Here is a 24,140-nt window from a genome sequence, read left to right as displayed (position 1 = left end):
TATGCTAAAAGAAAATCTTGTTATGCTTCGTAATATGCATGGTTTTTCTCAGGAAGAAATTGCCGAAAAAATAGATATCTCTCGTCAGGCCTATGCAAAATGGGAGAGCGGCGCAACCGTTCCGGATATTGAAAAATGCAAGCGTCTTGCAGATATCTATGGTATTACGATTGATAGCCTGATAAAAACAGAAACAATAGATGGAAAAGAGAGCATTCCACCCGCGCCAAACGGAAGAAATATATGGGGGTCAGTGACAATAAACGAGCGCGGACAACTCGTAATTCCCAAAGCCGCTCGCGAAAAATTCAGTCTTACCGGAGGACAAAGATTAATTGTGCTCAGTGACGATGAGGAAGGCATAGCTCTCGTCCCGGCAGAGATATTTGAAGAAAGAATGAAAAAAGCAATGGAGTGGGCATCTTCCAAATCAGAGGAATAACAGACCAAGGCTCCTCACTGCCGGCAAATGCGTCGGCGGCGAGGAGCCTTTTTATGCTTCGATGTCAATTGTGAGGCCGGACTTGAATTCCACGGTGAACTGGTCGTCGTAAACGGTGATCTGCCGGATCAGCTTTCGGACGAGGCTTTCGTCGAATTCGGCGATTTCGGATTGCTGACCTCCGATGAGGTCCTGCAGCTCGGCGATGGCATCGTAGTCCTGCTTGCTGTTAGCCTTTCGGATGAGCTCCTTCTGCAGCTTATCGAGCCTGGCCTGAATACCGCCCGGGCGCATCGTGTCGGCGGGTATGATAGCTTTTGCAATGTTCTCCTGCATCTGCCGGACATGGAAACTATAAGGCATAATGGAATCAAGTATCCTCTGCTTAGATTATGGCCGGATGTATGAAAATATTGTCTGCATCAAACTGATGCGGCGTGGCTTCGAGGTTTATGTTGGAAAGATGTATCAGAAAGAAGTGGATTTTGTTGCAGTCCGCGGCGATGAAAAGATGTATATTCAGCTAAGTGACGATATATCGCGGCCTGAGACCTTTAAACGTGAGTATGATCCCTGCTTAAGATCAAAGATGCGTATCCCAAGCTTATTCTGGCCAACACCAGGCATGAGACCTATGACTATGAAGGCATCAGGATTCACAATTTATCAGACTGGCTGCTGAAGATTGAATAAAGGCAGCAAGAGAGTGATGGAATTAAGCAAATCGGAGTTTGCGAGGAAGAAAGATGTATCTAACAAACGAGCTGCTTGTAAACAGAATTCGAGAAATCTCCCAAAGAACAGAATTAATGTCTGATCATGCGCTTTCATTTGAAGAGTATATCGCGCTTCCCTTCTTTGGACAGATCATTCTGCGTTTTATGCTCAATCTGGATGAATACACATTGGATGATCTGGACAGATATGAAAGCCTGCTGAATGAAATCGCTGGTGAAGAATTCATGACAGATTTCATGGGTGTTGTTTATAAAAAAGTAGGTGTAGACTTTTCAACACTGGATCAACGTCTGACAGAAATGACTTCAAAGTTTATGGATGAAGAAATTCATGATTCCATTCATGCAGATGGAATCAGAGAAGATGCAGCCGCCTTATTGAAAAGAGCTGGACTTGATACAAGCATTCCTGTATGGGAAATACAGGTTGAAGAAGATGAGTATAATCTTCTATTGCTCGGAAAAGATAACAAACTGTTACTGACTGATGAACCAATGAAGTTATCAGTAATGGAAGTAAACAGAGATCGTGCTACAAGTCTGATCAAAGCAGCTTTTTACTGTAAAAAGAATGGCATATCCTTAGCCAGAGTTTTATTGGATCGGACGTAATAAGAGAACTTTTATACAAATTCCCGTTTGCAGAACTGAAACAATCCTGGCTGATGATACATATCAGTCTTTCACATCCAGTGAGAGGCTGATTTTTTATGCTCAAGAACAGGAGGCAAACGTATATGAGCAATGCATTAAGAATCCGCAGCCGCAGTCAGCTTGGAAGATCAGCGCTCCGATCATGTCTGTTGCAATGAAGGCAAGGACAGAGTGCTTGAGCTGGCGGAGAAGTACGATGTAAGAAAAGCAGAACGGCAGACGGAAAGACCATCCGCCCTGCAGGCACGGAAGGAAAAGAGTAATGTGATGATGAAGTTTGAAGAGATGAGAGGTGCCAGCATGCAGGCCTATGCCAATGCGCTTGGGATCTGCGGGAACAGTTTGGCAGGATCCTGGAGGCGGGAAAAGGGAATTCTCGAGGCGCTCTCTGCGGTGCGGTAATTTTGCATCGGCATCCTTGCGATCACCAGATTGCTCTGTTTTACTGAAATCAGAAATGGAAAAGGAGGCAGAGAAACCATGCTGGCGATTCGTATTATTTTCATAATCCTCGCAGTTCCGCTGTTCCTGATTGTCGGGACTGTCGAGCTTCTGTTTAAGTTTTTGACCAATCTTTCGAGCTATGTCATCGGATCGCTGATGTTCTTTATCATCGGCTGGGATATCTGATTCATGTTCGCGCAGGAATGGACGCAATGCCTGATCCTGACAGGGATGGCAGTGGCCGGCTTCCTCGTGATCTTTGCGGCAGCTGTAATCATTGCTCTGCTGGAGCCTGCAGGGGAGGGCATCGGAGGATTCATCCGCTCGTAACGTACCTACAAAAATATTGTGGTATGGAAGTATTAATTTTCTTGGCAAAGAAGATGCAGAAGATAATGTGATGCGAGTGATTAACCCTGAGGCCGCAGAAGAACTTCTTGAATCGGCCTTGAAATAGATGGCGATATCTGAGCTCAAATATAGAGGAGGACAAACTTGGTCAGCACAATCCAAATAGCTCTGTATATTTGGATGAAGCTGGCCTTAATCATCGATGGATCAGGCAGTTTTCACAGCTGTATTCGCCTTTCATTTGGATTGATGATCTGTATCCTAGATTTTCCTAATCATATTCTTCATGATATTCATCATCATTCTGACATAATCATCTGGATCCAGGACCTGATAGCCACAGTGCCTGTATTCTTCCTTAATTATTACGGATGCATGCGGATATGCTTTTCGTATATCATGTTCTGACTTTCTGGCAGATTCATTTTCACCCCACAGAAAGGTGCATTTCTTCTGTATTTGTTCGGGAAGCTGCTCAAAAGTGAAATGATAGCAGGTTTCGGTCATTGCTTTGAGCGACTCCGGCTTGACATTCTGTGCATTATGGAACATATCGGCAATCATGTCATGATACGCTTCTTTATCTGGTACATTCTGCATCTTTCTGCTGTGCAGGAACTTCTGAACGCCTGCTTCATTGTCATGGCCTTTTACTTTTCCTGCGATCATTCGAAAGACTGTATACATGATTTTCCTGTGCAGGGATGAAAAGCGGAAGAAGGGACCGCCGTCAAAGAAGCAGTGTTTTACTTCATAATTCTGCTGCTGGGCCAGCTGTACAAATGCCATCAGAACCTCTGCCCCCCATGGAAGTGCCATGCGCCATTGCAAGTGATGAAATATCATGCTCTTTCAGCCACTGCAGTGTCCGTTCTGCTTCTTCTTGGGCATGATGATACACGGATCCTGTGCCGTCATAGCCATCGTAAACAGCCAGAATGACATCATACTGTCTGGACATCCTTTCTGCGATTGGCATCATGCTTTTTGAGGAGCAAAGCATCCCCGGAAACATCAATATGGCAGGATGGTCCTCTTCTCCAAGTGTTTCAAATTTCATTTGACAGCGTCTCCTTTTATTGCGATCACTGTCAGCCATGGTTTTCTTTCATGGTAAATCACTTCAACCGAGGCAAAACCTGCCTGTTTCAGACATGCTGTAATCTGATCTTGCGTATAGCATTTCATGCCATCAATAATGGTTTCACATTTTTTGCCCATCTCATCTGTGCCATCCGATTCATTGCAGATGAGGAAAAAGCCAGCTGGTTTCAGGGTGCGGTAAACCTCCTTGAAGCATTCTGCCAGATCAGGCCAGAAGTAGATGGTCTCAAAGGCAGTTGCAAGGTCCATGCTTTCTGATGAAAAGGGAAGTTTTGCTACACTGCCCTGTACTACCGTGCATCGCTTTGCCATGATGGCTCGGTGGTTAGTCTGCATGGTCTTGCGCACACTCAGTGCGGAATAGTCCAGCGCAGAGATCTTTGCGTCCGGGTACTTTTTCAGCAGGGCTTTCACATTTCTCCCACCGCCGCAGCCCAGTTCTTCAATGGTATCTGGAGATATATTGACAAGATGGGACATGCCCCAGTCTGCCAGTTTTGCATGGTGACGGTTCATGCTGGAAATCATCAGACTGCCGAGGAGCCCATCTGGCTTCTGCGTCTGCTGGAGATAGTTTTTGATCAAATCCATATGGTTATTTCCATCCTGTCAGAAGTGCTGAGCCTGTTAACATCAGTCTTCCTGCTTCCTTTCTGGTCATAAACAGACCATTTGTCGTATCTATCAATTCTACTTTTTCATAACCCATATCCTTCAGCTTCTTTACGAATGCCTGCATGTCACCATATTTGCCTTTGGTAAAGATGTCATGAATGGCAAAGGTGCCGCCTTTTTTCAATACCCGCAGTGTTTCCATCAGAATTTCCTGCCGGTCATGAGAAGGAATATTGTGATACACATAGTTGCTGAAAACAGCATCAAAACATTCATCCTCAAAAGGCAGCTTGACTGCATTACCCTGCCAGAAGGTGACATTGGATACACCTTCTGCTTTTGCATTGCGCTGACATAATGACTTGCTGAAAGAGGCATATTCCTTTCCCCAGCGGTCAATGCCAACAAATGCCGCATCGGGATTTCTTCTGGCACAGGCAATGACAAGCGCACCGCTGCCACATCCGACATCCAGTCCTTTCTGTCCTTTGGAAAGAGAAATCCGTGCAGCAATGCCATCAATCACTTCTTTCGACAGCTTCCGTCTGCCATTGTAGGAAAAAGCACGGAACATCATGACAGCCTTCAAGGAAAGATATGCAAATACAATGGAAAGTAATAGCAGTATGGTCAATACGATTGACTTCAGGCTGCCAGGAGCTATGTACAGTGATGACAGGACAGAGCAGATCATGCAGATGGCAAAGGCTGCGATCGCAGATATGACCAATCCTTCTGGCATCCAGTTTTTATAATCAGGTTTCATTAGATCTCCTTTTCGCATATAGGAAAGCATGTATATTCTTATAGGTTAGTATGAACTAACTATATCATATTCACTGCAGAAGACTCACAGAAAATCATGTTTTTCCGGGGACTATTCCGCTTCTTTTGGTGGGATGGTCTCCGTTTTTTATACTTATCAGGAGGAGAAAATGACAGCGACAAGACTGATCGCTCTGCATGTGAACAAGAGTAAGGGCACATCTGCAAGCATGCATGAGCGGCTTGCAAAGGAAGCGACAGCGCAGATGGATCATCTGCTTTCCGACATTAAACAGAAAGAGATACGGATGCAGGAGATCCGGGAGCTGCGGATGCATATCATCAATTACAGCAAGACACGCGACATCTACACGGCATACCCAAAGGCAGGGTACGGCAGGAATTTTTTGAAAAGGTTTGAGATTTGATGCAGTATTCGCCGCTTAAACCGTAGTATATAGGTGAAGCCGGAAATGAGGCGGTGTGATGATAGACGATGAAAGAATCATAGAAATGTTTTTCGAGCGTTGAGAACAGGGCATAGGGGAACTGGACATAAAATACGGAAAAGTCTGCCATAATCTTTCCTGCCATATAGTAGGGAGTCGGCGTGGCGCGGAGGAATGTGTAAACGACGCTTATTTAGGCGCATGGAACGCCATTCCCCCGGCACGACCTAACCCGCTGGTGTCTTATCTTTTGAAAATCGTTCGGAACATTTCGCTCAAAATCTATTGGAGAATGGAAGCAGCCAAACGAAGCAGCCATTACACGATTGCTTTAGAGGAAATTGAAGCCAGAGAATTAGCCGGTATCATTGAAAACTTTTTGGATACGCTGACTACCGAAAACCGCGTTATCTTTATACGCCGCTATTGGTTCTCTGATAGCTACAAGGATATAGCCGGGTTTGTAGGGCTTTCAGAGAAAATATCTCTGTCCTGCCGGACCCGTATCCGCGAGAAGATGAAACAATACTTGATTGAAAGAGAGGTATTCGTATGAACTCAAAAAAGCTTTCTGACGCTATGAGCGAACTTGATACAAAATATGTTGATGAAGCTCTCAATTACAAGAAGAAATCTAAAAAGCCCATTTGGGTAAAGTGGGGAGCTGTTGCAGCTTGTTTGTGCCTTGTGGTTGCAGCGATTAGTGTTTCGCATATCCTAAATTCCCCACAAGACGATACGACCACAAATGTTATTGCAACTAAAATGGCTTTTGAAGCTAAGGTGTTGGAAGTTCAGAACGGCGCTTTGATAGTAGAGCCAATAGAGGGAACACCAGAGCGTGAGCTAACGGAAAGTATTGCCATTGACACAGAGGATTTAGGGGAACTTAATACAGTTGAGTATGTAAAAAGAGCGCAAATCGGAGATACAATCAAAGTTTGCTATCTGAAAGAAGATAGTGATATCAGTAATGGCGTGATTGCCGTTTACGAGATTATCCCCTTAGAAGAAAAAAAATAATCCACTATTTTATGAAATAGGGGCAGCCGAGGAAATCGACTGCTCTTTTTCCATCTTATAAGAATTTCAATTCGGTTTGATAAATCGAATAAGGAAGCTTTTTTATGCTTATCAGGAGGAATAATGGCAGCGACAAGACTGATCGCTCTGCATGTGAACAAGAGTAAAGGTGCATCTGCAAGCATGAATGAGCGGATTGAATATTCACAGAACCCGGAAAAGACGGAGAGCTGATCATGGCATATGCATGCCAGCCGGAGACGGCTGCAGAAGAATTCCTGCTTGCAAGACGGCAGTATCAGGAGATCACCGGCATCGCGCTGCAGCGTCTTTCGGATATCCTCTTCTTTGAACATTGTTACAGCATCATTCAAAGAAAGCCCTATGCAGAGCAAAACAAGAGAACAGTCTATCCCAAGCGGCACACGATCCGCAGCGAATTAGAAGCCGTGATCGCAGAGATTCTGAAGAAGAAGCCGAAAGATCTGGAGACATTTCTGGACCTGCTCCGTCAGGAAGGATACGAAATTAAGCGCGGAAAACACATCGCTGTAAAGGGCAGGGCGCAGAAGCGATTCATTCGCCTGGACTCGCTGCATGTGGGCTTCAAAACACAGGACCTAATGCAGATCTTGGAGAACCCACAGCAGTCGCCTTCTGTGCAGCACACATCGGGCAAACGCCAGAGGATCGACCTGCTGATTGATCTGCAGAAAAAGATTCAGGAAGGCAAGGGAGCAGGTTATCAGCGCTGGGCAAAGGTTCTGCTGTTTCTGCAGGAGAACGATATCCACGATTATGAGCAGTTGAAGCGGCTTGCAAAGGAAGCGGCAGCGCAGACGGATCATCTGCTTTCCGACATCCAATAGAAAGATGTACGGATGCAGGAGATCCGGGAGCTGCGGATGCATATCATCAACTACAGCAAGACACGCGACATCTACACGGCATACCGGAAGGAAGGATACAGCAGGAATTTCTTTGAAGCCCATAGGAAAGAGATCACACTGCACAAGGCAGCGAAGGATGCCTTTGATCAGCCGGGACTTAAGAAGATTCCAAGAGCTGCGGAGCTGAATGAGGAGTTCAACCGTCTTGCCAAGGAAAAGAATGCGGAGTATGCCCAGTACCGCACGGAGCGGGAACGGATGAGAGATCTTGCCAATGCTAGAAGAAATGCGGAGATGATTTTGCGAGGACAACTGAATTAATTCCAAAATAATACTTGACCTGGAGTTAACTCCAAGGAGTATAGTCCAGTTACAGATGACAAAGTAAGAGGCAAACTGTAAAGAGGGTGATGACGATGACGATAAAAGAAGTTTGCGAAAAATTCAATCTTTCTCCGGACACGCTGCGCTACTACGAGCGCGTAGGTGTAATTCCGGAAGTCAGAAGAACGAAAGGTGGCATCAGAGATTATTCCGATGAAGATCTGAAATGGGTAGAGAATGCTGTCTGCATGAGAAATGCCGGGGTTCCAGTAGAAATGCTGATTGAGTATGTAAAGCTTTTCCAGCAGGGTGATTCTACGATCGCAGCAAGACGGGATCTTTTGATGGAAGCGCGTGCGGAGGTACAGAAGAATTTAGATATGTATCAGGCCACTATGGACAGGCTCAATTACAAGATTTCCCGGTATGAAGAAGCCGTGAAGACCGGTGTCCTTTCATGGGATGCTGAGAATATTAAGAAAGATTGAGATAGATACTATGGCCAAGACGTTAATGGCATTCTTTTCAAGAGCGGATGAAAATTATTTTGGCGGTTCTATGAGATATATAGAGGTTGGCAACACGGAAGTTGTGGCTCGTAAAATCAAAGATCTGATTGGGGCAGATCTCTTCAAAATTGAAATGAAGACACCATATGCGAAGGATTATAACACCTGCATTGTTGAGGCAAAGGAACACCAAAAGCAGGATGCAAGACCTGAACTCAAGTCTCTTCCGACAAGTATTGATGCGTATGACACGGTGATTCTCGGTTATCCAAATTATTGGGGAACAATGCCAATGGCAGTATTTACTTTCCTTGAAGCGTTTGATTTTTCAGGAAAGACAATTCTTCCTCTTTGTACAAACGAGGGGAGTGGAATGGGGTCCAGTGAATCAGATATCAGAAAGCTTTGTCCGGGCGCAGATGTGAAACGTGGACTGTCAATCAACGGAAGCAGTGCAAATAAAGCTGACGCTCAGATTAAGAGCTGGCTGAAGTCCAACGGTTTGATGTAGGAGGTTACATATGGAGAATATTATTCTGAACAACAAACTGGAATGTCCGGTCGTAGGAATCGGGACATTTATGTTATCACCTGCTGAGGCAGAAAACAGTGTCCGGGAAGCCCTGAAGATGGGTTATCGGCTGGTTGATACAGCAAACGCTTATGTCAATGAGCGTGCTGTCGGACGCGGAATGCGCGATAGTGGTGTATCGCGTGGGGAGATCTTCCTCTCCACCAAGCTCTGGCCAAGCGAGTATGAAAATGACAACGCAGTTGATGAGACGCTTGAACGCCTTGGTGTGGACTATGTGGATCTCCTTTACATCCATCAGCCTGCAGGCAACTGGCTTGCCGGATACCGTAAGCTTGAAAAAGCATACCGTGAAGGCAAAGCAAAAGCCATCGGCATCTCCAATTTTGAAGGAAAGTACATAGAAGAACTTCAGACGAAGTGGGAAGTAGTTCCCCAGTTTGTTCAGGTGGAGGCGCACCCTTACTTTACACAGAAAGAGCTGTGTAAGACGCTCGATAAATATAACATCAGGCTTATGAGCTGGTATCCGCTGGGACACGGAGATCAATCCCTCATCAATGAACCAGTTTTCGCCAAACTTGGAAAAAAGTACGGAAAGACACCCGCACAGGTAATCCTTCGCTGGCATACACAGATGGGCTTTGTTGTCATCCCTGGAAGCAAAAATGTAGACCATATCAGAGACAATCTTAGTATTTTCGATTTCAAACTTACGAATGAGGAAATGGTGGAGATTGCAAAGCTGGATAAGGGCGAGAGATATTATCACAGGACCGATGCTCAGCTTATGCAGTTTGCACAGTGGAAACCGGAATTTGAAAAAGCGTAAGTAATGCATTTATGGAGGATGAATATGCAGAATTTTGATTATGTTACACCAACCAGACTGATTTTTGGAAAGGGGGTAGTGGAACAGCTGCCCGAAGTAATGCGTCAATATGGAAGAAGAATTCTTCTGACCTACGGCGGCGGAAGTATCAAGAAGATTGGTCTTTATGACAAGGTAAAGGAGCTTCTCAGTGATTTTGAAATCGTGGAGCTGTCCGGCATTCAGCCGAATCCCAAGTATGATCCGAGTGTCCTGGACGGCGTAAGGCTTTGCAAGGAACATGATGTGGATGTGATCCTGTCGGTTGGCGGAGGCAGCGTACTCGACTGTTCGAAGGCAATCGCAGCTGGAGCAAAGTATGATGGGGATCCGTGGGATTTGATTTCCTATAAGGTAAAGGCACAGGCAGCACTTCCGATTGTAGATATTATTACGCTGGCCGCTACGGGCAGCGAGTATGACTGCGGCGGAGTGATTTCCAGAACCGAGACAAACGATAAAATCGGCTATGTGGATCCGCTTCTTTATCCTGCGGTTTCGTTCCTTGATCCGACTTACACATTTACGGTATCCAGAAAACAGACGGCTGCCGGCTGCGCAGATGCAATGAATCACATTATGGAGCAGTATTTCTGCGAGGATTCCACGCTTCTTAACGATGGATTTATGGAAGCGGCGCTTAAGAGCCTTATGGTGAATGCAAAGAAGTGTCTCGAGAATCCGGAAGACTATACGGCAAGAGCGGAAATGATGCTTGACTGCACCTATGGATGCAACGGGATTTATTCGCTTGGAAACAGTGGTTCTGGCTGGCCCTGCCACGGTATGGAGCATGCGCTTTCCGCATACTATGACATTACGCATGGGGAGGGACTTGCGATCATTACCCCACGGTGGATGAAGCATATCTTAAGCGAAAAGACTGTAGATCGGTTTGTCAAATACGGTGTCAATGTCTTTGGAATTGATCCGAATCTGGATCGGTTTGACATCGCAGATCGGGCGATTGAAGAAACGTACCAGTTCTTCGCATCGATCGGTATCCCGATGCATCTTAAGGAAGTGGGTATTGATGAGAGCCGTATTGATGAGATGGCACATCATGTAGCAGAAAATGAAGGACTTGAAAATGCATGGGCGCCGCTGACAGAGAAGGATATTGCAGACATTTTCAGAGCATCCTTATAAATGACAAAGGAGATTAAAAATGGCATACGGATATATTGCAAAACTGAGTGAACACGTCATAAGGGAACATGTTCGTTTCAATGACCGCTATGGGATTGCTATTGCGGCAGATATTTACCGGGCAAAGAATCTGGATGAATCCGGAAAATATCCGGCGCTGATTGTCGGCGCACCCTATGGCGGCGTGAAAGAACAGGGACCCTGTGTTTATGCAAATGAACTGGCGCAGCGCGGGTTTGTGGTTCTGACGTTTGATCAGGTACATATGGGAGAATCCGCAGGAGAGCCAAGGAATGTTTCTTCGCCGGATCTGTTTGCAGAGTCGTTCAGTGCAGCGGTCGATTATCTTGGCGTGAAGGTTCCCTATGTGGATCGGGAGAAGATCGGTGTGATCGGCATCTGTGGATCGGGCGGATTTGCACTCTCTGCGGCTTCAGTTGATGTACGTATCAAAGCGGTTGCTACGACTTCCATGTATGATATTTCCGACGTTCGCGGCATGATGAACCTGACGAAGGAACAGATCGATCAGATGAAGCATCAGCTTGCTGAACAGAGATGGTCGGACTTTGAACAAGGTCAGCCGGAATATATTCCCAGTTTTCCGGAAACGCCATATCCTTCCGTGGAAGCTCTGCCGGAAACGGATCTGATCACCAATGAATGGAATCGCTTCTATGCAGTTCCGCGGGGCCATCATCCCAACGCGAGAGGCGGTTTTACTACTACCTCCAATCTGGCCATGATGCAGTTTAAGTGCCTTGATTATATTGATGAAATTTCGCCGCGTCCGATTCTCTTTGTAGCAGGTTGTAGCAGGCGATCATGCTCATTCTCGCTCATTCTCAGAAAAGGCGTACGAGAAGGCGGCAGAGCCGAAAGAACTGTATATTGTTCCGGATGCGGAGCATATCGATCTTTATGATCAAGTGGATAAGATTCCGTTTGACAAGCTGGAGAATTTCTTCAAAGAATCGTTAAAGTGATGAATGGCAAGCAGCCCGATTGAGTGAAAAGAAGCGCACGGAACGAAATGAACAGGTTTGTATTGGCCGGAATGCTCAGTTTAATGTTACTTATCTCAGGGTGCGGCTTCAGAATGGCTGCGGAGGAAACCATCAAGGAAACAGATCCTCCATCGGAAAGCAATACTGGAGATGAGATGGAAAATAATATGGATGAATCAATGCCGGAGGAATCTGCGGCTTTAAGGATGACAATAGAAAACTCACCGGTCCAGGTTACATGGGAAGACAATGAATCCGTAACAGCTTTGAGAAAACTTGCGCGGAAAGAACCAATTCAGATCCACATGTCAATGTATGGCGGCTTTGAGCAGGTTGGACCGATCGGGACATCGCTTCCAAGAGATGATGCAGAGACAACGACATCTGCTGGAGATATTGTTCTTTACTCTGGAAATCAGCTGGTAGTTTTCTATGGGTCCAATTCATGGGCTTATACAAGACTGGGCAGAATTACGGACAAAACGAAGGAAGATCTGTCTGAACTGCTTGGCAAAGGTGATGTAACGATAACGATACAGACAGATTGAGAACAACATCAGAAAGGAACCAATCCATGAGTAAAATACTTGTAATTTCAACCAGTCTAAGGAGTCATAGTAATTCAGAATTTCTAACCGAAAAAATGACAGAGGGTATCCGGGAAGCTGGCCATGAAGTGGAAACAATCAGTCTCAAAGGTAAAAACCTGAAGTTCTGCACCGGCTGCCTCGTCTGTCAGAAGACGCAGAAATGCGTTCTGAATGATGATGCGGTCTGGATCGCGGAAAAGGTAAAGATGGCAGATACACTGGTATTTTCAACGCCGATTTATTATTACGGCTTGAGCGGGCAGATGAAGACGCTGCTTGATCGGATGAATCCGCTGTATCCTTCCGATTATCAGTTCCGGAATGTTTATCTGTTAACCGTCGCGGCAGAAGATGAATCCAGTACACCAAAGAGGGCAGTCAGCGGTCTGCAGGGATGGATTGACTGCTTTCCTAAGGCGCGTCTTGCCGGAACTTTATTCTGCGGCGGCTTGAACGATGCGGCAGAGGCAGCGGAGAATTCTGATATTCAGGAGAAGGCTTACCAGTTTGGCAAGGCAGTTATTTAAAGAAAGAAAAGAAGGAACAAAAGCATGGACCGTAAGATTGTTCAGACGGCGGGAAGAGACAGACTGGGAGAATTTGCTCCGGAGTTTGCCCATTTCAATGATGATGTGTTGTTTGGAGAGAACTGGAATAATCCGGATCTTGATCTGAAAACCCGGTGCATAATCACAGTAGTTGCACTGGTGTCATCCGGTATTACAGATTCGTCACTGACGTATCATCTTCAAAATGCTAAGGAACACGGTGTGACGAAAAGTGAAATCGCCGCGATCCTGACGCATGTGGCTTTTTATGCGGGATGGCCGAAAGCCTGGGCTGCGTTTAATCAGGCGAAGGAAGTCTGGAAAGAAGAAGCTCCTGCAGAGGCAACGGAGATGGAAAAATATCAGAAGTCCCTGTTCTTCCCGATTGGTGAGCCCAATGATGCTTATGCCCGTTATTTTTCTGGCAGAAGTTTTCTGGCACCGATTTCTGCTTCGCAGATCGGAATCTACAATGTTACCTTTGAACCGGGCTGTCAGAACAACTGGCATATCCATCATGCCAAAAGCGTCGGCGGCCAGATTCTGATCTGTGTCGGGGGCAGAGGATGGTATCAGGAATGGGGCAAGGAACCGGTTGCGATGAAGCCGGGTGACTGCGTAAACATTCCTGTTGGCGTGAAGCATTGGCATGGCGCAGCAGAGGACAGCTGGTTCTCGCATCTGGCAATAGAAGTTCCGGGTGAAGAAACATCCACAGAGTGGCTGGAAGCATCGAAATAATACGGAATCAGCAGCACTATTCAATAACGATATTGGAGTGATACCGGGTAACTGGCATCACCCTTTTTTGCGTTCGAAGGAACGCGCAGCCATCTCCGCAGGAGATGTTCAAGGGGATTGGGGGTGCTTCCGCAACGAGCAAAAATTGGCTTTGTATTACAAAGACACTGCTCGCACAGTAACTCAAGTAATTGTTTGGCTGAAGTTTGTGAGAGGCGATGATGAGTGCCATCTCGATGATTCTGGATTTGCAAATACAAATCTTTGTAATGTGAGGATACATCACAGGTGTTATATTGATAAAAAGGAAAAGAATGTATTTTGTTCTGCAAAGTACGAATTCATGATGGAAATACGATAATGGCTGTAAGCTATAACAAACTCTGGAAAATGTTAATTGATAAGGGCATGAAGCGTACAGAACTTCGCGATGCTGTCGATATGAGCACGAACTCACTGGCAAAGCTGGGGAAGAACGACTATATCTCACTGGAGATTCTGGACAGGATTTGCACGTATCTGCAGTGCGACATCGGTGACATTATGGAGTTTGTTTCTCCGAAGAAGAATGTTAATTCTAATACGCCTTCCGGTCAGAATGAGGTGCGTCCATGAAGAACCTACCATATAGTACCGCGGAGTAAAACATGTATTCTGGTTCCCGGAATTTCGCAAAGAGATCAGTATGCTTGTGGAAGGACAGATCCTTATAACACGCCCTTTTCGCAGGAAATCAGGCAGCAAATTCTTGAAAACTTCAGCCATAGAATGAAATGCCATGCTCTGCATCAATTGGTGGATCGCGAAGAGATTCGAATAATCACTATCTGGTCTGTCAAGATGATGTGTCTGAAAATTAAAATGGGGTCATAACAATAATACGAATCGCCAGGATGGAGAGACTAGCCAAGAAACCAGCCAAGAAACTAGCCAAGAAACTAACCAAGAACCATACAATGCCAGCCATGAAATGAATCATAATGACGTTTCGGAAACGGAACTGGCCAATACAGATAAGATCCGCAATGCAATTGCTAATAGTCCGTCTGTGACGCAAAAGGAGTTGCAGTGACTTACCGGGCTGTCCCGAAGTGGATATGATCATTGAGCCTGGGAATGACCTTTGCGACGAGGAGTACCGGCAGGTGGCGACACAGGAGGACTTCGATTCGTTCTGACAAATGCATTCAAAGCGATTGCGAAGCGATATACAATACGTTATTATCCTCATAGAAAGAATGTAAGGAGGTTGATCGTATGGCAACAAGAACGGCGAATGTTATTGCAAGGGTAGAACCTGATGTCAAAGAAAAGGCAGAAAATATTTTAAAAGGTATGGGTATCCCCTCCTCTGTAGCGATCAACATGTTCTACAGACAGATCATTACGGACAACGGCCTTCCATTTCAACCATCAAGGAATGTGCAGGCTCCGAAGGCACTGAGCGAGATGTCACGTGAAGAGTTCAACGCAAGAATGGCAGAAGGCCTTCGCCAGGCAGATCATGGAGAAGTTTCGTCTGTAGAGGATGTTCGCAAGAGGATAATGGGGGAGCTGCATGGACTCTTATAAGGTTAATATTACAAAACAAGCAGAAGAATCAATGCGTGATATTGCCTTATATATTGCCCGGAATATTATGAATGTATCGGCGGCAGAGGGACATGTAGAAGCATCCCTGAACGCGATTGAAGAGCTTTCCTACAGAGCAGCAACTGTGAAAACAATTCCGGAGAACCCTTGGGGAGAAATGGGATTTCGCCGGATCAGTGTCAAGAACTATTACATCTACTTCATAATATATGAAGATAGAAAAGAGGTTTCTGTTCTTGACATCATCTATCAGGGACGAGATCAGCAAAAAGGTTTGAGTGAGGGAGATTACGAAGAAGAAAATCCCGAAACGAATACCTGAGAATAGATAGAAGCAAATAGATAGAAGCATATTTTCCGTGGACCAGAACATCCATTTGCGTGGTGCTCTGGTTTTTTCATGCCATGAAGGGGGCAGTCTATGGCAGATCGTATTAAAGAAATCACAATCGAGCTGGATGGCGATACGACTAAGCTCTCCAACGCCTTGAAAGGTGTGAACAAGGAGATCCGGGATACTCAGTCCATCTTAAGGACGTGAACACGCTCCTGAAGATGGATCCGGGCAATGCAGATCTTCTGGCACAGAAACAGAAGCACCTGAGAGAAGCGATCGATGCAACGGTAAGAGGGTTTCGCAATCATATTTCTGCTGTGCAGCCCGGTGCTTGATTTTCCTTATCTTGTTCATCCTGCGCAGGGAACTCTGACCGGAGTATTTCTTGATTCTACTGATTTTGTATATTCACCGTTCTACCATACGAACGGGACCCTGGATGCACAGTAACTGATGAACAGGGAAAACTGCCCGGACTACTCTCTGGGTAAGCTGAATCTATTGTTGTACCACTGCATTATGGCGTAATTATGATAAAATAACTTCACAAAGGAGATCGAAATTATGCCTCTTGATATTAGACCTGTATCTGATTTAAGAAATAAATTCTCCGATATTGAAAAAACTGTAAATGCCGGCAACCCTGTCTTTCTGACAAAAAATGGCTACGGAACAATGGTCGTAATGAGTATCGAAGAATACTCCAGACTTACTGACCCGATTGAATATGCATTGGATGAAGCGGATCATCAGGCAGAGACAACGGATCAACGCTTGACACATGATGAGGCATTCAGCAGTGTAAGGAAATCTCTGCATGAGTAAATACAGGTTGATTTATCTCCCGCTATTTCAGGAAGACCTTCGGAATGCAGCAGTGTATATATCGACTGTTCTAAACAATCCGGAGGCTGCAGATCGTCTTGTTGATAAGACTGAGAAAGCAATTCTCAATAGATCTGAATCCCTGCCTGGTGCATATCAGAAGTTTCCTTCCAGACATGATAGAAAGCATCCGTACTATAAAATCCAGGTTGAAAAATACGGAGTTTATTATGTCGTTTATGACACTGAAGATGGTCCCGTCATGGAAGTTCGCAGATTTCTACATGACTTTCAGAACAGATCCAATTATTTATGACTGCAGTTACCACCGGTATCAATGCCTGTTTATTGATGGAAAGTAAAGCTTCTTGAGAGATCCTTCACATTTTGCATGAAGGTGTGCTTCTTTGAATAACGGCCTGGCTGGTGAATCTTATCAGTTCTATATGGGCTACTCGAGTTCCGGCAAGGCAGTAAATGAAAGGTCAATCATGCAGATTTCGGAAGCCGATGCATGCGTTTGAGATTTTTCCAAAGTTTCGTCGGTCTGCCGCTGTATCTCTATCACTGCAAAGACAGCTTCCTGTAACAGTAACATTTCATGAAGTTCGTCCGATGTGGATACTAACTGTGCAGGGCCATGAGGATGTTCTGCGGCAGTATGTTTGAGTTCGTTATTTGAGGGAATCATGTTTAAGAAGCAACCCCGAGGATCCTCCTGTTACGCTCATATGAAATTGTCATTGGCAGATCAGATTGAGTGTCCCTGATCTGCTTTTTATAATGTCTGCAGCTAGAAAGGAAAAAAACTCAGAGACCCTTTTTATCTCGCAGATAAAACCTCTGAGGCTGGTCAAAAACCGTGTTTATTATGTCAGCCTATCAGGTTGTTGCGCTGGATAAGTCCGAAACCCTTGTTAGCGGCGGGCAGAAAGGGCCCCAACAAGAAGGTTCTGAAAGTTTGACCACACGGATACGCGGATGCGCATCCGTGTTTGTATGTTGGGCTGTTTTGGATGTGGATCTGACACATGATCCGGCGCATGTATTATCCGCAGAACCTATAATTTCTGTTACGGATGGATGCCGCCGAAGAATTATGAAAAGGGCTGCCAGTTCTGTTTTGGAAATATGGTCCTGAGATGGTTTTCTCCGTATCAGAAATGAATGATCAGGAAAGGATAAAAAGCTTTGGTTTATCACAAGGACAGACAGAAACAGAATCTTAAGGAAACGGTGCGGCATTATGTGGACTATCTTTCACGTTTTTTCCCCATTACGCATCCAAGCCCCCTGAATCAGGGCTGGCGCAGAAGCAATCCGTGGTTTCTCGAGGAAACGATACCGGCCCTTAGACAACGGTTGTCTGGGATAATATATAAGAGATAGCGGGGGGAATGAAGATGAAACGATGGATCACAGCAGTATTGCTGGCTTCTTTACTGACAGGCTGTGTCAGTAGGCAGACCATTCGCTTTGGGACGGCGGATTCAAGCGGACTTTATTACGTTTTTGGTACGCTGCTGAGTGAAGCTGCCAATGAAAATGACAAAAACTATACGCTCCAGGTCAAGGAGACGTCAGGCAGTGCGGCCAATATCCGTCTTCTTTCCGAAGGCTATATCCAGGTGGGAATTGCCCAGAGCGATGTCACCAATGAGATGTATTACGGAGAAGAGCTGACGGGGGACTCTGACAATGCCTATCAGGGATATTCCGCTGTCGCATCGTTATGGACGGAGGATGTGCAGATCGCTGTTCTGAAGAATTCCGATATCGAGAGTCTCGATGATCTCGAAAATAGGACGATATCCATCGGACAGGAAGACAGCGGAACCGAGCGCAACGCCAGACAGATTCTGTCATCCGTCGGTCTGCAGAGCGGCAATATCCAGATGGAAAATTATGATTACAGCGACGCAATGAGTCATCTTCTCGATGGAAGTATTGACGCGATGTTCATCACTGCCGGAGCCCCGGTACAGATCTATGCGGACAATGCTTCTGCGATTCGCCTCCTGTCGCTGTCCGATGACGAAATCGAACGCATCCGCAACACCTTCGACGGTTATGTGGAAGCGACGGTTCCCGCCGGCACCTATGAAGGGATATCCGAGGTCAGAACCCTGGGTGTAAAGGCAGTTCTGCTGGCGTCCGATGAGGCACCGGAAGATGCGGTATACGGCATGTGCCGCGTGCTGTTTGACAGTATTGATGACATCGGAAAACAGATCGGGCTGCGCGAAGAAATCACGAAAGAGACGGCGGTGGAAGGAATTACGATCCCGTTCCATTCCGGTGCCGAGAGGTATTACAAAGAGAACGGTATCTCTCTTGGGGGAAATGAGTGATGTCGGTTCCTCTCGATCAGTATCAGACGCTTGCCGTTGCGGTGGTGGTGCTGTTCTTCGGACAATGGCTGTGCAATCGTGTGAGGTTTCTGAAGACGTTCTGCATTCCGGCTCCGGTTGCGGGCGGCTTTGTGTTTGCGATTCTTACGACCATTCTGCATGTGACGAATCTGATGGATATTGATTTTGATGATTCGCTGCGGGAAGTTGCGATGGTGTTCTTTTTTACATCGGTCGGCTTTCAGGCAAATCTCAAGGTGCTGAAGCAGGGTGGGAAAGATCTGGCTGTGTTCCTGATTCTGGTGATCTTCCTGATTGTGCTTCAGAATGTGATTGCGGTAGGCGCTGCTTCCGCCATGGGACTGTCACCATTGATCGGCCTGACGACCGGATCCATTCCGATGGTCGGCGGCCATGGGACGGCCGGTGCCTTCGGACCGGTGCTGGAAGACTTTGGCGTCAGCGGCGCGACCACGATGTGTACAGCGGCCGCAACCTTCGGCCTGATTGCAGGTTCCTCCATGGGCGGGCCGTTAGGCAATGCGCTGATTCAGAAGAACCATCTTTCGCCGAAAACGGAGGAAGGTGAACAGGTGAAGAAGGAAGAAAAGCTTTCCCTTTCCGACTATGCGCCGGCGGTTTACCAGATTATTCTTGCGGCAGGCATCGGAACGGTTCTTTCGTGGCTGCTTTCCAGGACGGGGATGACCTTTCCGGTGTATATCGGTGCTATGATTGCGGCGGCAGTGTTCCGCAACATCAGTGAATACACGCATTCGTTCAACATTCATATGGATGAGATCAATGAATTCGGCAGCCTGTGTCTGTCGCTGTTTCTGGGCATCGCGATGATTACGCTGAAATTCTGGCAGCTGGCGGATCTTGCGGGACCGCTCGTACTGCTGCTGGGCTGTCAGACCGTATTCATGTTTGTATATACACGTTTTGTCGTATTCCGGCTCATGGGCGGCGATTATGATGCAGCTGTCATTGTGGCGGGCATCTGCGGCTTCGGCATGGGCGCAACGCCGAATGCGATGGCAAACATGTCTGCCATTACCAACCGCTATGGCAATTCGATCAAGGCCTATCTTCTGATTCCGATTGTGGGCAGTCTGTTTGCGGATTTTATCAATTCTCTTGTTATTACCGTGTTCATAAACCTGTTCTGAAAACAGGGGGATGTTCCTGAATTTATCTCGTTGCTGAAAGAAAGGCTAGGAACGTCGTGAATCCGGGTCCCAGAAAAGATCGTCCAGTGTTTTGTCCAGAGCTTTACAGATGGAGATGCACAGCCGGATCGTAGGGTTATAGTCGCCCTGTTCGATGGCATTGATAGTCTGCCTGGATACGCCGACAAGATCGGCCAGCTGCTGCTGGGATAGATTTTTTTCTGTCCTTGCGGATTTAAGTCTTAGGTTTTTCATTGATCCTCGTCATTCATTTTTCTGCTGGAAAGAATTGTTGCGGCAAAGATGATGAGAAACAGTGTCCCCATGATGATATCGGTGTTGTTGCTGGTGAGGATTCCTTCCGGAAGCCCTTCCTGAAGAATCTTAGTAATTCCGATGAAGAAATTGGTGACGCCGATGATGCATATGACGAGTGCCCATCTTTTCCAGCTTCCGGAAATGCCGAAGAAGACACCTTTCCAGATGGAATAGACGACGTAGATACAGATCATCAAAGAACTGACCGCAATCAGGGCAAAACTGCCGTCCATCGGAAGAAGGCGCAGATCAAGCAGAAATGACGCCGCAAACCCGGTAAGTACACCGGTAATCAGTGCATACTTATAGGCAGTTGAGCGAACAAACGTTTGCCGCTCATCATACGTGACCGGTTTCTGGCCGCGCATAAAATACATCAGAAACAGGATGATCACAAACGGTAGTGCAAAGCCGGCAAGATATTTCATGACAGTCCTCCAATGTGTCAAATATAGTTGACAACTACAGAATAGACGCTGTATTTCGGAGTGTCAAATATATTTTACATTTTTCGGCTCGGTCAGCAACAGGGAAGGAACTGAGGCGTTGGCGTATACTGATTTACATACACCCCTGCCCATGAGCAGGTAAATCCCGGAAAGGCAGACCTATGACAGATTTTTCAGAGGCTCTTAAGAACATTCAGGAAACAATCATGCAGGATCCCCGCAATCTTGCATATACGTCCCGCGGTATCCCGCCCATCTGGCAGATTCATGAACATGCAAAGATCCTGATCGTCGGCCAGGCGCCGGGACGCAAGGTGGAGGAGTCCGGAATTCCGTTTCATGACCAGTCCGGTGACCGGCTGATGCAGTGGCTCGGCATTGACAGCACCGTTTTCTATTCGGAAGCGGTTGCGATCATGCCGATGGATTTCTACTATCCCGGAAAGGGGAAGAGCGGCGACCTGCCGCCGAGGAAGTTTGTTGCGCCTGAATATCATGCGCGGCTGCTGTCGTTGATGCCGGAGATTACGCTGAAGGTGCTGATCGGGAAATACAGCGTTGATTTAGTGGCGGCGCATACCCCGTCTATAGCAGCTCAAGCTGTTTAGGCGGGGTTAGCCGCCTTTCTTCTTCCTGCCTGACGGCGATATCCTTCGTTATCGCGTTTTCCCTGTTCCTGGATATAGATTCTGACAGCCTCTTCGGTGGTTTCAGATACGGTGCTCAGGAAGTAGCTGTCAGACCAGAAAAGGTCTTTCCAGTAATACTTTTCCAATGCNCGGCGATATCCTTCGTTATCGCGTTTTCCCTGTTCCTGGATATAGATTCTGACAGCCTCTTCGGTGGTTTCAGATACGGTGCTCAGGAAGTAGCTGTCAGACCAGAAAAGGTCTTTCCAGTAATACTTTTCCAATGCAGAAGAAAACTCTTTCCTCAGCAGCCGGGAAGTAACCGTTTTATAATTGTTCACCAGTTTAGAGAGCTGCGTCTGTGGAGAGGCTTCGAAAAGAAGATGCACATGATCTTTGTCAGTAGTAATCTCCAGAATTCGGCACTTCCAGTCGCCTTCTATCACTTCGCGACTGATCTGAATCAGCCGATTGGCGAGCTCCCCTGTAAGCACCGGATGTCTGTATTTAGTGACTACAACCAAATGGTACTGAAGCTTATAAATAGAATGTCTGTTTCTATGATATTCAGCGTAATAGTCCATATCAATACCTCCTTCTATTTAATCGTACCACTAAAAATGTTATACTGTATTTAGGAGATAGGAAATGCAGGTTGTTGGAAGCTATGGTATACGCATTCGAGACAGCCATGATGCGCTGAAAAGAACAGCGGATCTCTTTTCAGATGCCGTCGCCCATCTTGTCCGCCCTGCACTTGAAAACTGGGATGCCTTATGCGAAGCTGGGGGAGCACAAATGCGGCAGAGAATGCTTGAGCGCATGATCCATTCTGCTAAGGGTTTCTCTTCATCTGACGCCTTCGATCAGAAGTTTCCAAAATTTCCTTCCTATTATCGCAGAGCCGCTATTATGCAGGCTCTTGGTATCGTTTCTGCTTATCAGTCATCTCTGAAGAACTGGAAGGCGAACGGCTGTACGGGAGAACCACCAAAGCTGGATTCCTGTAAGCACCGGATGCCTGCACTGTATCGCGGCAACACTTATAAGCCTGTGATCGATGAACAGACAGGCAAAGTGCTGCCTTATGCGGCAAAGATCAAGGTGCTCCGCAAAAACGATTGGGTATGGGATACCGTTCGCCTATCTAAGACGGATGTTGACTACCTTGACAAGAGAGGCAGAAACGGAGATATCTCTGCTCCCGTGCTGGAGAAGAAGCACGGATGCTGGAAGCTGAGATTTGCAGTAACGGAAACTGTAGAATTGTCCGCAAAACCTGTATCGGAGCAGAAGATCTGTGCTGTCGACCTGGGGATTCGTACAGATGCGGTATGCAGTATCATGGACTCGAAGGGTACTGTCCTGGCGCGTAAGTTCATTATGCGCGGAAGAGAAAACTCGCTAAGGGTTGTCAACAGTAAATGCACTAATGAAACGAATGCACACCATGAAAATCCGTTCTGTACAGGACGGGTTTTCTTTCGGGCTGGTTGTCATGATTATGAATCAGCTTCTGTAAGCTTCCATGGACCTTGCGTAGTAGATTCGGAAGAACTTATTCATTGCCGCAACGATAGCCTGCTTGTCTTTCTTGCCTTCTGATTTCTTCTTCAAATAGTAATCATAGACAGCTGTATCTTTTACGGGTTTGATCTTTCTGAGATTCTTTACCAAGAGATATCCAAGCTTTCTCAGCTGCTTGGATCCTTTTCGGGTGATCTTCCGGTCGGATGCTTTGAACTGGCCGCTGTCATAAGGCGGGACATCGATTCCGATACAGGCGATCAGGGCATCTCCGGAATGGTATCTTCTTGGATCGCCTACCTCCGCCACAAGCAGTGGTGCCAGAACATCTCCGACACCGCTCATTGCACGAACTGCTTCATATTCCGGCCGCTTCTCCGCAAGTTCTCTGATCTGTGTTAGTATTTGACAGAGCACTTGATTCAGACCTTTCAGTGCCGCTACAGCTTGTTCTACAAGCAGCCGGCTCGTCGGATCATATGCCAGTGTAGGGATGCCTTCCTTTGCCAGCGAATAAATCTTGTCGGATTTATTCTGACGCGGACGGTATCCTTTTTTCTTCGCCCATTTAGTGAAGCGTTCATCAAATTTCTTTGGCCCGAGCGATGTGATGTAATCATAGTGACGGAACTCCTCCAGGAAGTCTGCCAGCCGGTCTTTACCGGTTACCGGATCATATCCATCGAATTCTTTTTTGATTCCCGGCATTACCTGATCGATCAGGTGGTCCAGATTCTGGACCAGCGCCACATGTGGCTTCATATAACTGAGATATTGTCTGGATAATGCCTTCATGGCCGCATACTCTTTGTCAGCACGCTGATACTCCTTCAACTTATTCCATTTCTCGATTGTGTACTGTGCGATTGCCATCGCATCTATACTGTCATTCTTAACTCCTCTGAAGTTGATGTCAGCCCGGTATTTCTTCATCGCAAGCGGATTGATCTCGGACACGAAGATGCCTTCATCCAGCAGGTAATACAGGACTGGTCTGCTGTAGGACCCGGTGGCTTCCATGACGACCCGAACATCATTCTTTCCACCGTAACCTTTGATTTGCTTTGTTAATTCCTTCAGATCCATTTCCGTATGTGAGATCTCATACGGAGCCTTCAGCACTTCTCCGTATTCATTCGTGATACAGATCGTACTTTTCAGCTTTGAAACATCGATTCCCACGCCAATCATAAA

At 46.4% G+C, this 24,140-nt stretch carries 36 protein-coding genes and 1 pseudogene; 27 read left to right on the top strand and 10 right to left on the bottom strand.

The features are described 5' to 3' along the window. Position 1: 1 nt before the first annotated feature. Positions 2-442 carry a helix-turn-helix domain-containing protein gene (locus C1714_RS12090; RefSeq protein ID WP_102343486.1) on the top strand — a complete coding sequence of 147 codons (441 nt, stop codon included), beginning with the start codon at positions 2-4 and terminating at the stop codon, positions 440-442. Positions 443-493: 51 nt separating this feature from the next. Here C1714_RS12090 and C1714_RS12085 read toward each other — a convergent pair whose 3' ends face one another. Then, complete coding sequence (locus tag C1714_RS12085; protein ID WP_210115342.1) at positions 494-805, bottom strand: hypothetical protein; 312 nt, start codon at positions 803-805, stop codon at positions 494-496. A 37-nt stretch (positions 806-842) separates the two neighbouring features. Between C1714_RS12085 and C1714_RS12080 the strand changes: the two genes are divergently transcribed. Together C1714_RS12080 and C1714_RS12075 are read left to right on the top strand one after the other, a co-directional pair. Further along, positions 843-1,124: an ATP-binding protein gene (locus C1714_RS12080; protein WP_210115341.1), complete on the top strand. Its 282-nt coding sequence runs from the start codon at positions 843-845 to the stop codon at positions 1,122-1,124. A gap of 64 nt (positions 1,125-1,188) precedes the next feature. Next, positions 1,189-1,791: a hypothetical protein gene (locus C1714_RS12075; protein WP_135567945.1), complete on the top strand. Its 603-nt coding sequence runs from the start codon at positions 1,189-1,191 to the stop codon at positions 1,789-1,791. A gap of 102 nt (positions 1,792-1,893) precedes the next feature. Here C1714_RS12075 and C1714_RS13885 read toward each other — a convergent pair whose 3' ends face one another. The 5 genes from C1714_RS13885 to C1714_RS12050 all read right to left on the bottom strand — a co-directional run bounded on the left by C1714_RS13885 (position 1,894) and on the right by C1714_RS12050 (position 5,113). After that, entirely contained in the window at positions 1,894-2,754 is an 861-nt protein-coding gene (locus C1714_RS13885) for a hypothetical protein (protein ID WP_135567944.1), read from the bottom strand. A gap of 135 nt (positions 2,755-2,889) precedes the next feature. Continuing rightward, on the bottom strand, positions 2,890-3,417 hold the full coding sequence (locus tag C1714_RS12065; RefSeq protein WP_102343483.1) for a hypothetical protein: 528 nt from the start codon (positions 3,415-3,417) through the stop codon (positions 2,890-2,892). Next, positions 3,380-3,688 (bottom strand): hypothetical protein, encoded by a 309-nt coding sequence (locus tag C1714_RS12060; RefSeq protein WP_102343482.1) that lies wholly within the window; start codon positions 3,686-3,688, stop codon positions 3,380-3,382. The genes C1714_RS12065 and C1714_RS12060 overlap by 38 nt, the downstream gene beginning before the upstream one ends. After that, positions 3,685-4,317, bottom strand: coding sequence for a class I SAM-dependent methyltransferase (locus C1714_RS12055; RefSeq protein ID WP_425349061.1), 633 nt, complete (start codon positions 4,315-4,317; stop codon positions 3,685-3,687). Before C1714_RS12055 ends, C1714_RS12060 begins: the two co-directional genes overlap by 4 nt. 10 nt (positions 4,318-4,327) lie before the next feature. Continuing rightward, on the bottom strand, positions 4,328-5,113 hold the full coding sequence (locus C1714_RS12050; RefSeq protein ID WP_102343480.1) for a class I SAM-dependent methyltransferase: 786 nt from the start codon (positions 5,111-5,113) through the stop codon (positions 4,328-4,330). A 169-nt stretch (positions 5,114-5,282) separates the two neighbouring features. Here C1714_RS12050 and C1714_RS12045 point away from each other — a divergent pair, with 169 nt between their 5' ends. The 22 genes and pseudogenes from C1714_RS12045 (at position 5,283) to gltS (ending at position 20,023) form a co-directional block, all read left to right on the top strand. Then, complete coding sequence (locus C1714_RS12045) at positions 5,283-5,540, top strand: hypothetical protein (protein WP_102343479.1); 258 nt, start codon at positions 5,283-5,285, stop codon at positions 5,538-5,540. Positions 5,541-5,652: 112 nt separating this feature from the next. Beyond that, positions 5,653-5,829 (top strand): annotated as a pseudogene (locus tag C1714_RS14630) (sigma factor); the annotation flags it as partial. Positions 5,830-5,853: 24 nt separating this feature from the next. Next, complete coding sequence (locus tag C1714_RS14470) at positions 5,854-6,117, top strand: RNA polymerase sigma factor (protein ID WP_245305129.1); 264 nt, start codon at positions 5,854-5,856, stop codon at positions 6,115-6,117. Then, positions 6,114-6,584, top strand: a complete 471-nt coding sequence (locus C1714_RS12035) for a hypothetical protein (RefSeq protein ID WP_102343478.1) — start codon at positions 6,114-6,116, stop codon at positions 6,582-6,584. Before C1714_RS14470 ends, C1714_RS12035 begins: the two co-directional genes overlap by 4 nt. Positions 6,585-6,820: 236 nt before the next feature. Further along, positions 6,821-7,453 carry a hypothetical protein gene (locus C1714_RS14325; protein ID WP_210115340.1) on the top strand — a complete coding sequence of 211 codons (633 nt, stop codon included), beginning with the start codon at positions 6,821-6,823 and terminating at the stop codon, positions 7,451-7,453. A gap of 12 nt (positions 7,454-7,465) precedes the next feature. Further along, on the top strand, positions 7,466-7,795 hold the full coding sequence (locus C1714_RS14320) for a hypothetical protein (RefSeq protein ID WP_210115339.1): 330 nt from the start codon (positions 7,466-7,468) through the stop codon (positions 7,793-7,795). Between the two features lie 95 nt (positions 7,796-7,890). Beyond that, entirely contained in the window at positions 7,891-8,286 is a 396-nt protein-coding gene (locus tag C1714_RS12025) for a MerR family transcriptional regulator (RefSeq protein ID WP_102343681.1), read from the top strand. 10 nt (positions 8,287-8,296) lie between these two features. Next, positions 8,297-8,818, top strand: a complete 522-nt coding sequence (locus C1714_RS12020; RefSeq protein WP_102343477.1) for a flavodoxin — start codon at positions 8,297-8,299, stop codon at positions 8,816-8,818. Positions 8,819-8,828: 10 nt separating this feature from the next. After that, positions 8,829-9,671, top strand: a complete 843-nt coding sequence (locus C1714_RS12015) for an aldo/keto reductase (RefSeq protein WP_102343476.1) — start codon at positions 8,829-8,831, stop codon at positions 9,669-9,671. Between the two features lie 24 nt (positions 9,672-9,695). Continuing rightward, a complete protein-coding gene (locus C1714_RS12010) occupies positions 9,696-10,859 on the top strand; it encodes an iron-containing alcohol dehydrogenase (RefSeq protein WP_102343475.1) in 1,164 nt (387 codons plus the stop codon). Positions 10,860-10,878: 19 nt separating this feature from the next. Further along, entirely contained in the window at positions 10,879-11,784 is a 906-nt protein-coding gene (locus tag C1714_RS12005; protein ID WP_245305128.1) for an alpha/beta hydrolase, read from the top strand. Between the two features lie 132 nt (positions 11,785-11,916). Beyond that, positions 11,917-12,414, top strand: coding sequence for a cyclophilin-like fold protein (locus C1714_RS12000; protein WP_245305146.1), 498 nt, complete (start codon positions 11,917-11,919; stop codon positions 12,412-12,414). A 26-nt stretch (positions 12,415-12,440) separates the two neighbouring features. After that, positions 12,441-12,983, top strand: a complete 543-nt coding sequence (locus tag C1714_RS11995) for a flavodoxin family protein (protein ID WP_102343474.1) — start codon at positions 12,441-12,443, stop codon at positions 12,981-12,983. A 24-nt stretch (positions 12,984-13,007) separates the two neighbouring features. After that, positions 13,008-13,745 carry a carboxymuconolactone decarboxylase family protein gene (locus tag C1714_RS11990; RefSeq protein ID WP_102343473.1) on the top strand — a complete coding sequence of 246 codons (738 nt, stop codon included), beginning with the start codon at positions 13,008-13,010 and terminating at the stop codon, positions 13,743-13,745. Further along, positions 13,705-14,106, top strand: coding sequence for a hypothetical protein (locus tag C1714_RS13880; protein ID WP_135567943.1), 402 nt, complete (start codon positions 13,705-13,707; stop codon positions 14,104-14,106). The genes C1714_RS11990 and C1714_RS13880 overlap by 41 nt, the downstream gene beginning before the upstream one ends. Then, complete coding sequence (locus C1714_RS11985) at positions 14,106-14,360, top strand: helix-turn-helix domain-containing protein (RefSeq protein WP_102343472.1); 255 nt, start codon at positions 14,106-14,108, stop codon at positions 14,358-14,360. Before C1714_RS13880 ends, C1714_RS11985 begins: the two co-directional genes overlap by 1 nt. 642 nt (positions 14,361-15,002) lie before the next feature. Then, positions 15,003-15,317, top strand: coding sequence for a type II toxin-antitoxin system RelB/DinJ family antitoxin (locus C1714_RS11980; RefSeq protein ID WP_102343471.1), 315 nt, complete (start codon positions 15,003-15,005; stop codon positions 15,315-15,317). Next, entirely contained in the window at positions 15,304-15,660 is a 357-nt protein-coding gene (locus C1714_RS11975; protein WP_102343470.1) for a type II toxin-antitoxin system RelE/ParE family toxin, read from the top strand. The genes C1714_RS11980 and C1714_RS11975 overlap by 14 nt, the downstream gene beginning before the upstream one ends. A 579-nt stretch (positions 15,661-16,239) precedes the next feature. Further along, positions 16,240-16,500, top strand: coding sequence for a type II toxin-antitoxin system Phd/YefM family antitoxin (locus tag C1714_RS11970; protein ID WP_102343469.1), 261 nt, complete (start codon positions 16,240-16,242; stop codon positions 16,498-16,500). Then, positions 16,493-16,816, top strand: a complete 324-nt coding sequence (locus tag C1714_RS11965) for a type II toxin-antitoxin system RelE/ParE family toxin (protein ID WP_102343468.1) — start codon at positions 16,493-16,495, stop codon at positions 16,814-16,816. The genes C1714_RS11970 and C1714_RS11965 overlap by 8 nt, the downstream gene beginning before the upstream one ends. 1,087 nt (positions 16,817-17,903) lie before the next feature. After that, on the top strand, positions 17,904-18,851 hold the full coding sequence (locus C1714_RS11955) for a TAXI family TRAP transporter solute-binding subunit (protein WP_167850059.1): 948 nt from the start codon (positions 17,904-17,906) through the stop codon (positions 18,849-18,851). Next, complete coding sequence (gltS, locus tag C1714_RS11950; protein ID WP_102343465.1) at positions 18,851-20,023, top strand: sodium/glutamate symporter; 1,173 nt, start codon at positions 18,851-18,853, stop codon at positions 20,021-20,023. Before C1714_RS11955 ends, gltS begins: the two co-directional genes overlap by 1 nt. Positions 20,024-20,068: 45 nt before the next feature. Here gltS and C1714_RS11945 read toward each other — a convergent pair whose 3' ends face one another. Together C1714_RS11945 and C1714_RS11940 are read right to left on the bottom strand one after the other, a co-directional pair. After that, entirely contained in the window at positions 20,069-20,278 is a 210-nt protein-coding gene (locus C1714_RS11945) for a helix-turn-helix transcriptional regulator (protein ID WP_102343464.1), read from the bottom strand. Beyond that, a complete protein-coding gene (locus C1714_RS11940; RefSeq protein WP_102343463.1) occupies positions 20,275-20,769 on the bottom strand; it encodes a hypothetical protein in 495 nt (164 codons plus the stop codon). The genes C1714_RS11945 and C1714_RS11940 overlap by 4 nt, the downstream gene beginning before the upstream one ends. 182 nt (positions 20,770-20,951) lie before the next feature. Between C1714_RS11940 and C1714_RS11935 the strand changes: the two genes are divergently transcribed. After that, on the top strand, positions 20,952-21,398 hold the full coding sequence (locus C1714_RS11935) for a uracil-DNA glycosylase family protein (protein ID WP_102343462.1): 447 nt from the start codon (positions 20,952-20,954) through the stop codon (positions 21,396-21,398). Here C1714_RS11935 and tnpA read toward each other — a convergent pair. Next, positions 21,395-22,003, bottom strand: coding sequence for an IS200/IS605 family transposase (gene tnpA / locus C1714_RS11930; RefSeq protein ID WP_167850058.1), 609 nt, complete (start codon positions 22,001-22,003; stop codon positions 21,395-21,397). The genes C1714_RS11935 and tnpA overlap by 4 nt on opposite strands. 64 nt (positions 22,004-22,067) lie before the next feature. On the opposite strand from tnpA, the gene C1714_RS11925 reads away from it, so the two are divergent. Further along, positions 22,068-23,024, top strand: a complete 957-nt coding sequence (locus C1714_RS11925) for a hypothetical protein (protein WP_102343461.1) — start codon at positions 22,068-22,070, stop codon at positions 23,022-23,024. On the opposite strand, the gene C1714_RS11920 is transcribed toward C1714_RS11925, so the two are convergent. Beyond that, positions 22,929-24,137, bottom strand: coding sequence for an IS110 family RNA-guided transposase (locus tag C1714_RS11920; protein ID WP_102343460.1), 1,209 nt, complete (start codon positions 24,135-24,137; stop codon positions 22,929-22,931). The genes C1714_RS11925 and C1714_RS11920 overlap by 96 nt on opposite strands. Positions 24,138-24,140 lie beyond the last annotated feature (3 nt).

Origin of the sequence: Galactobacillus timonensis (assembly GCF_900240265.1) — a bacterium.
GTDB classification, from domain to species: Bacteria; Bacillota_I; Bacilli_A; order Erysipelotrichales; family Erysipelotrichaceae; genus Bulleidia; species Bulleidia timonensis.
This window is presented reverse-complemented; position numbering and strand designations above follow the sequence as displayed.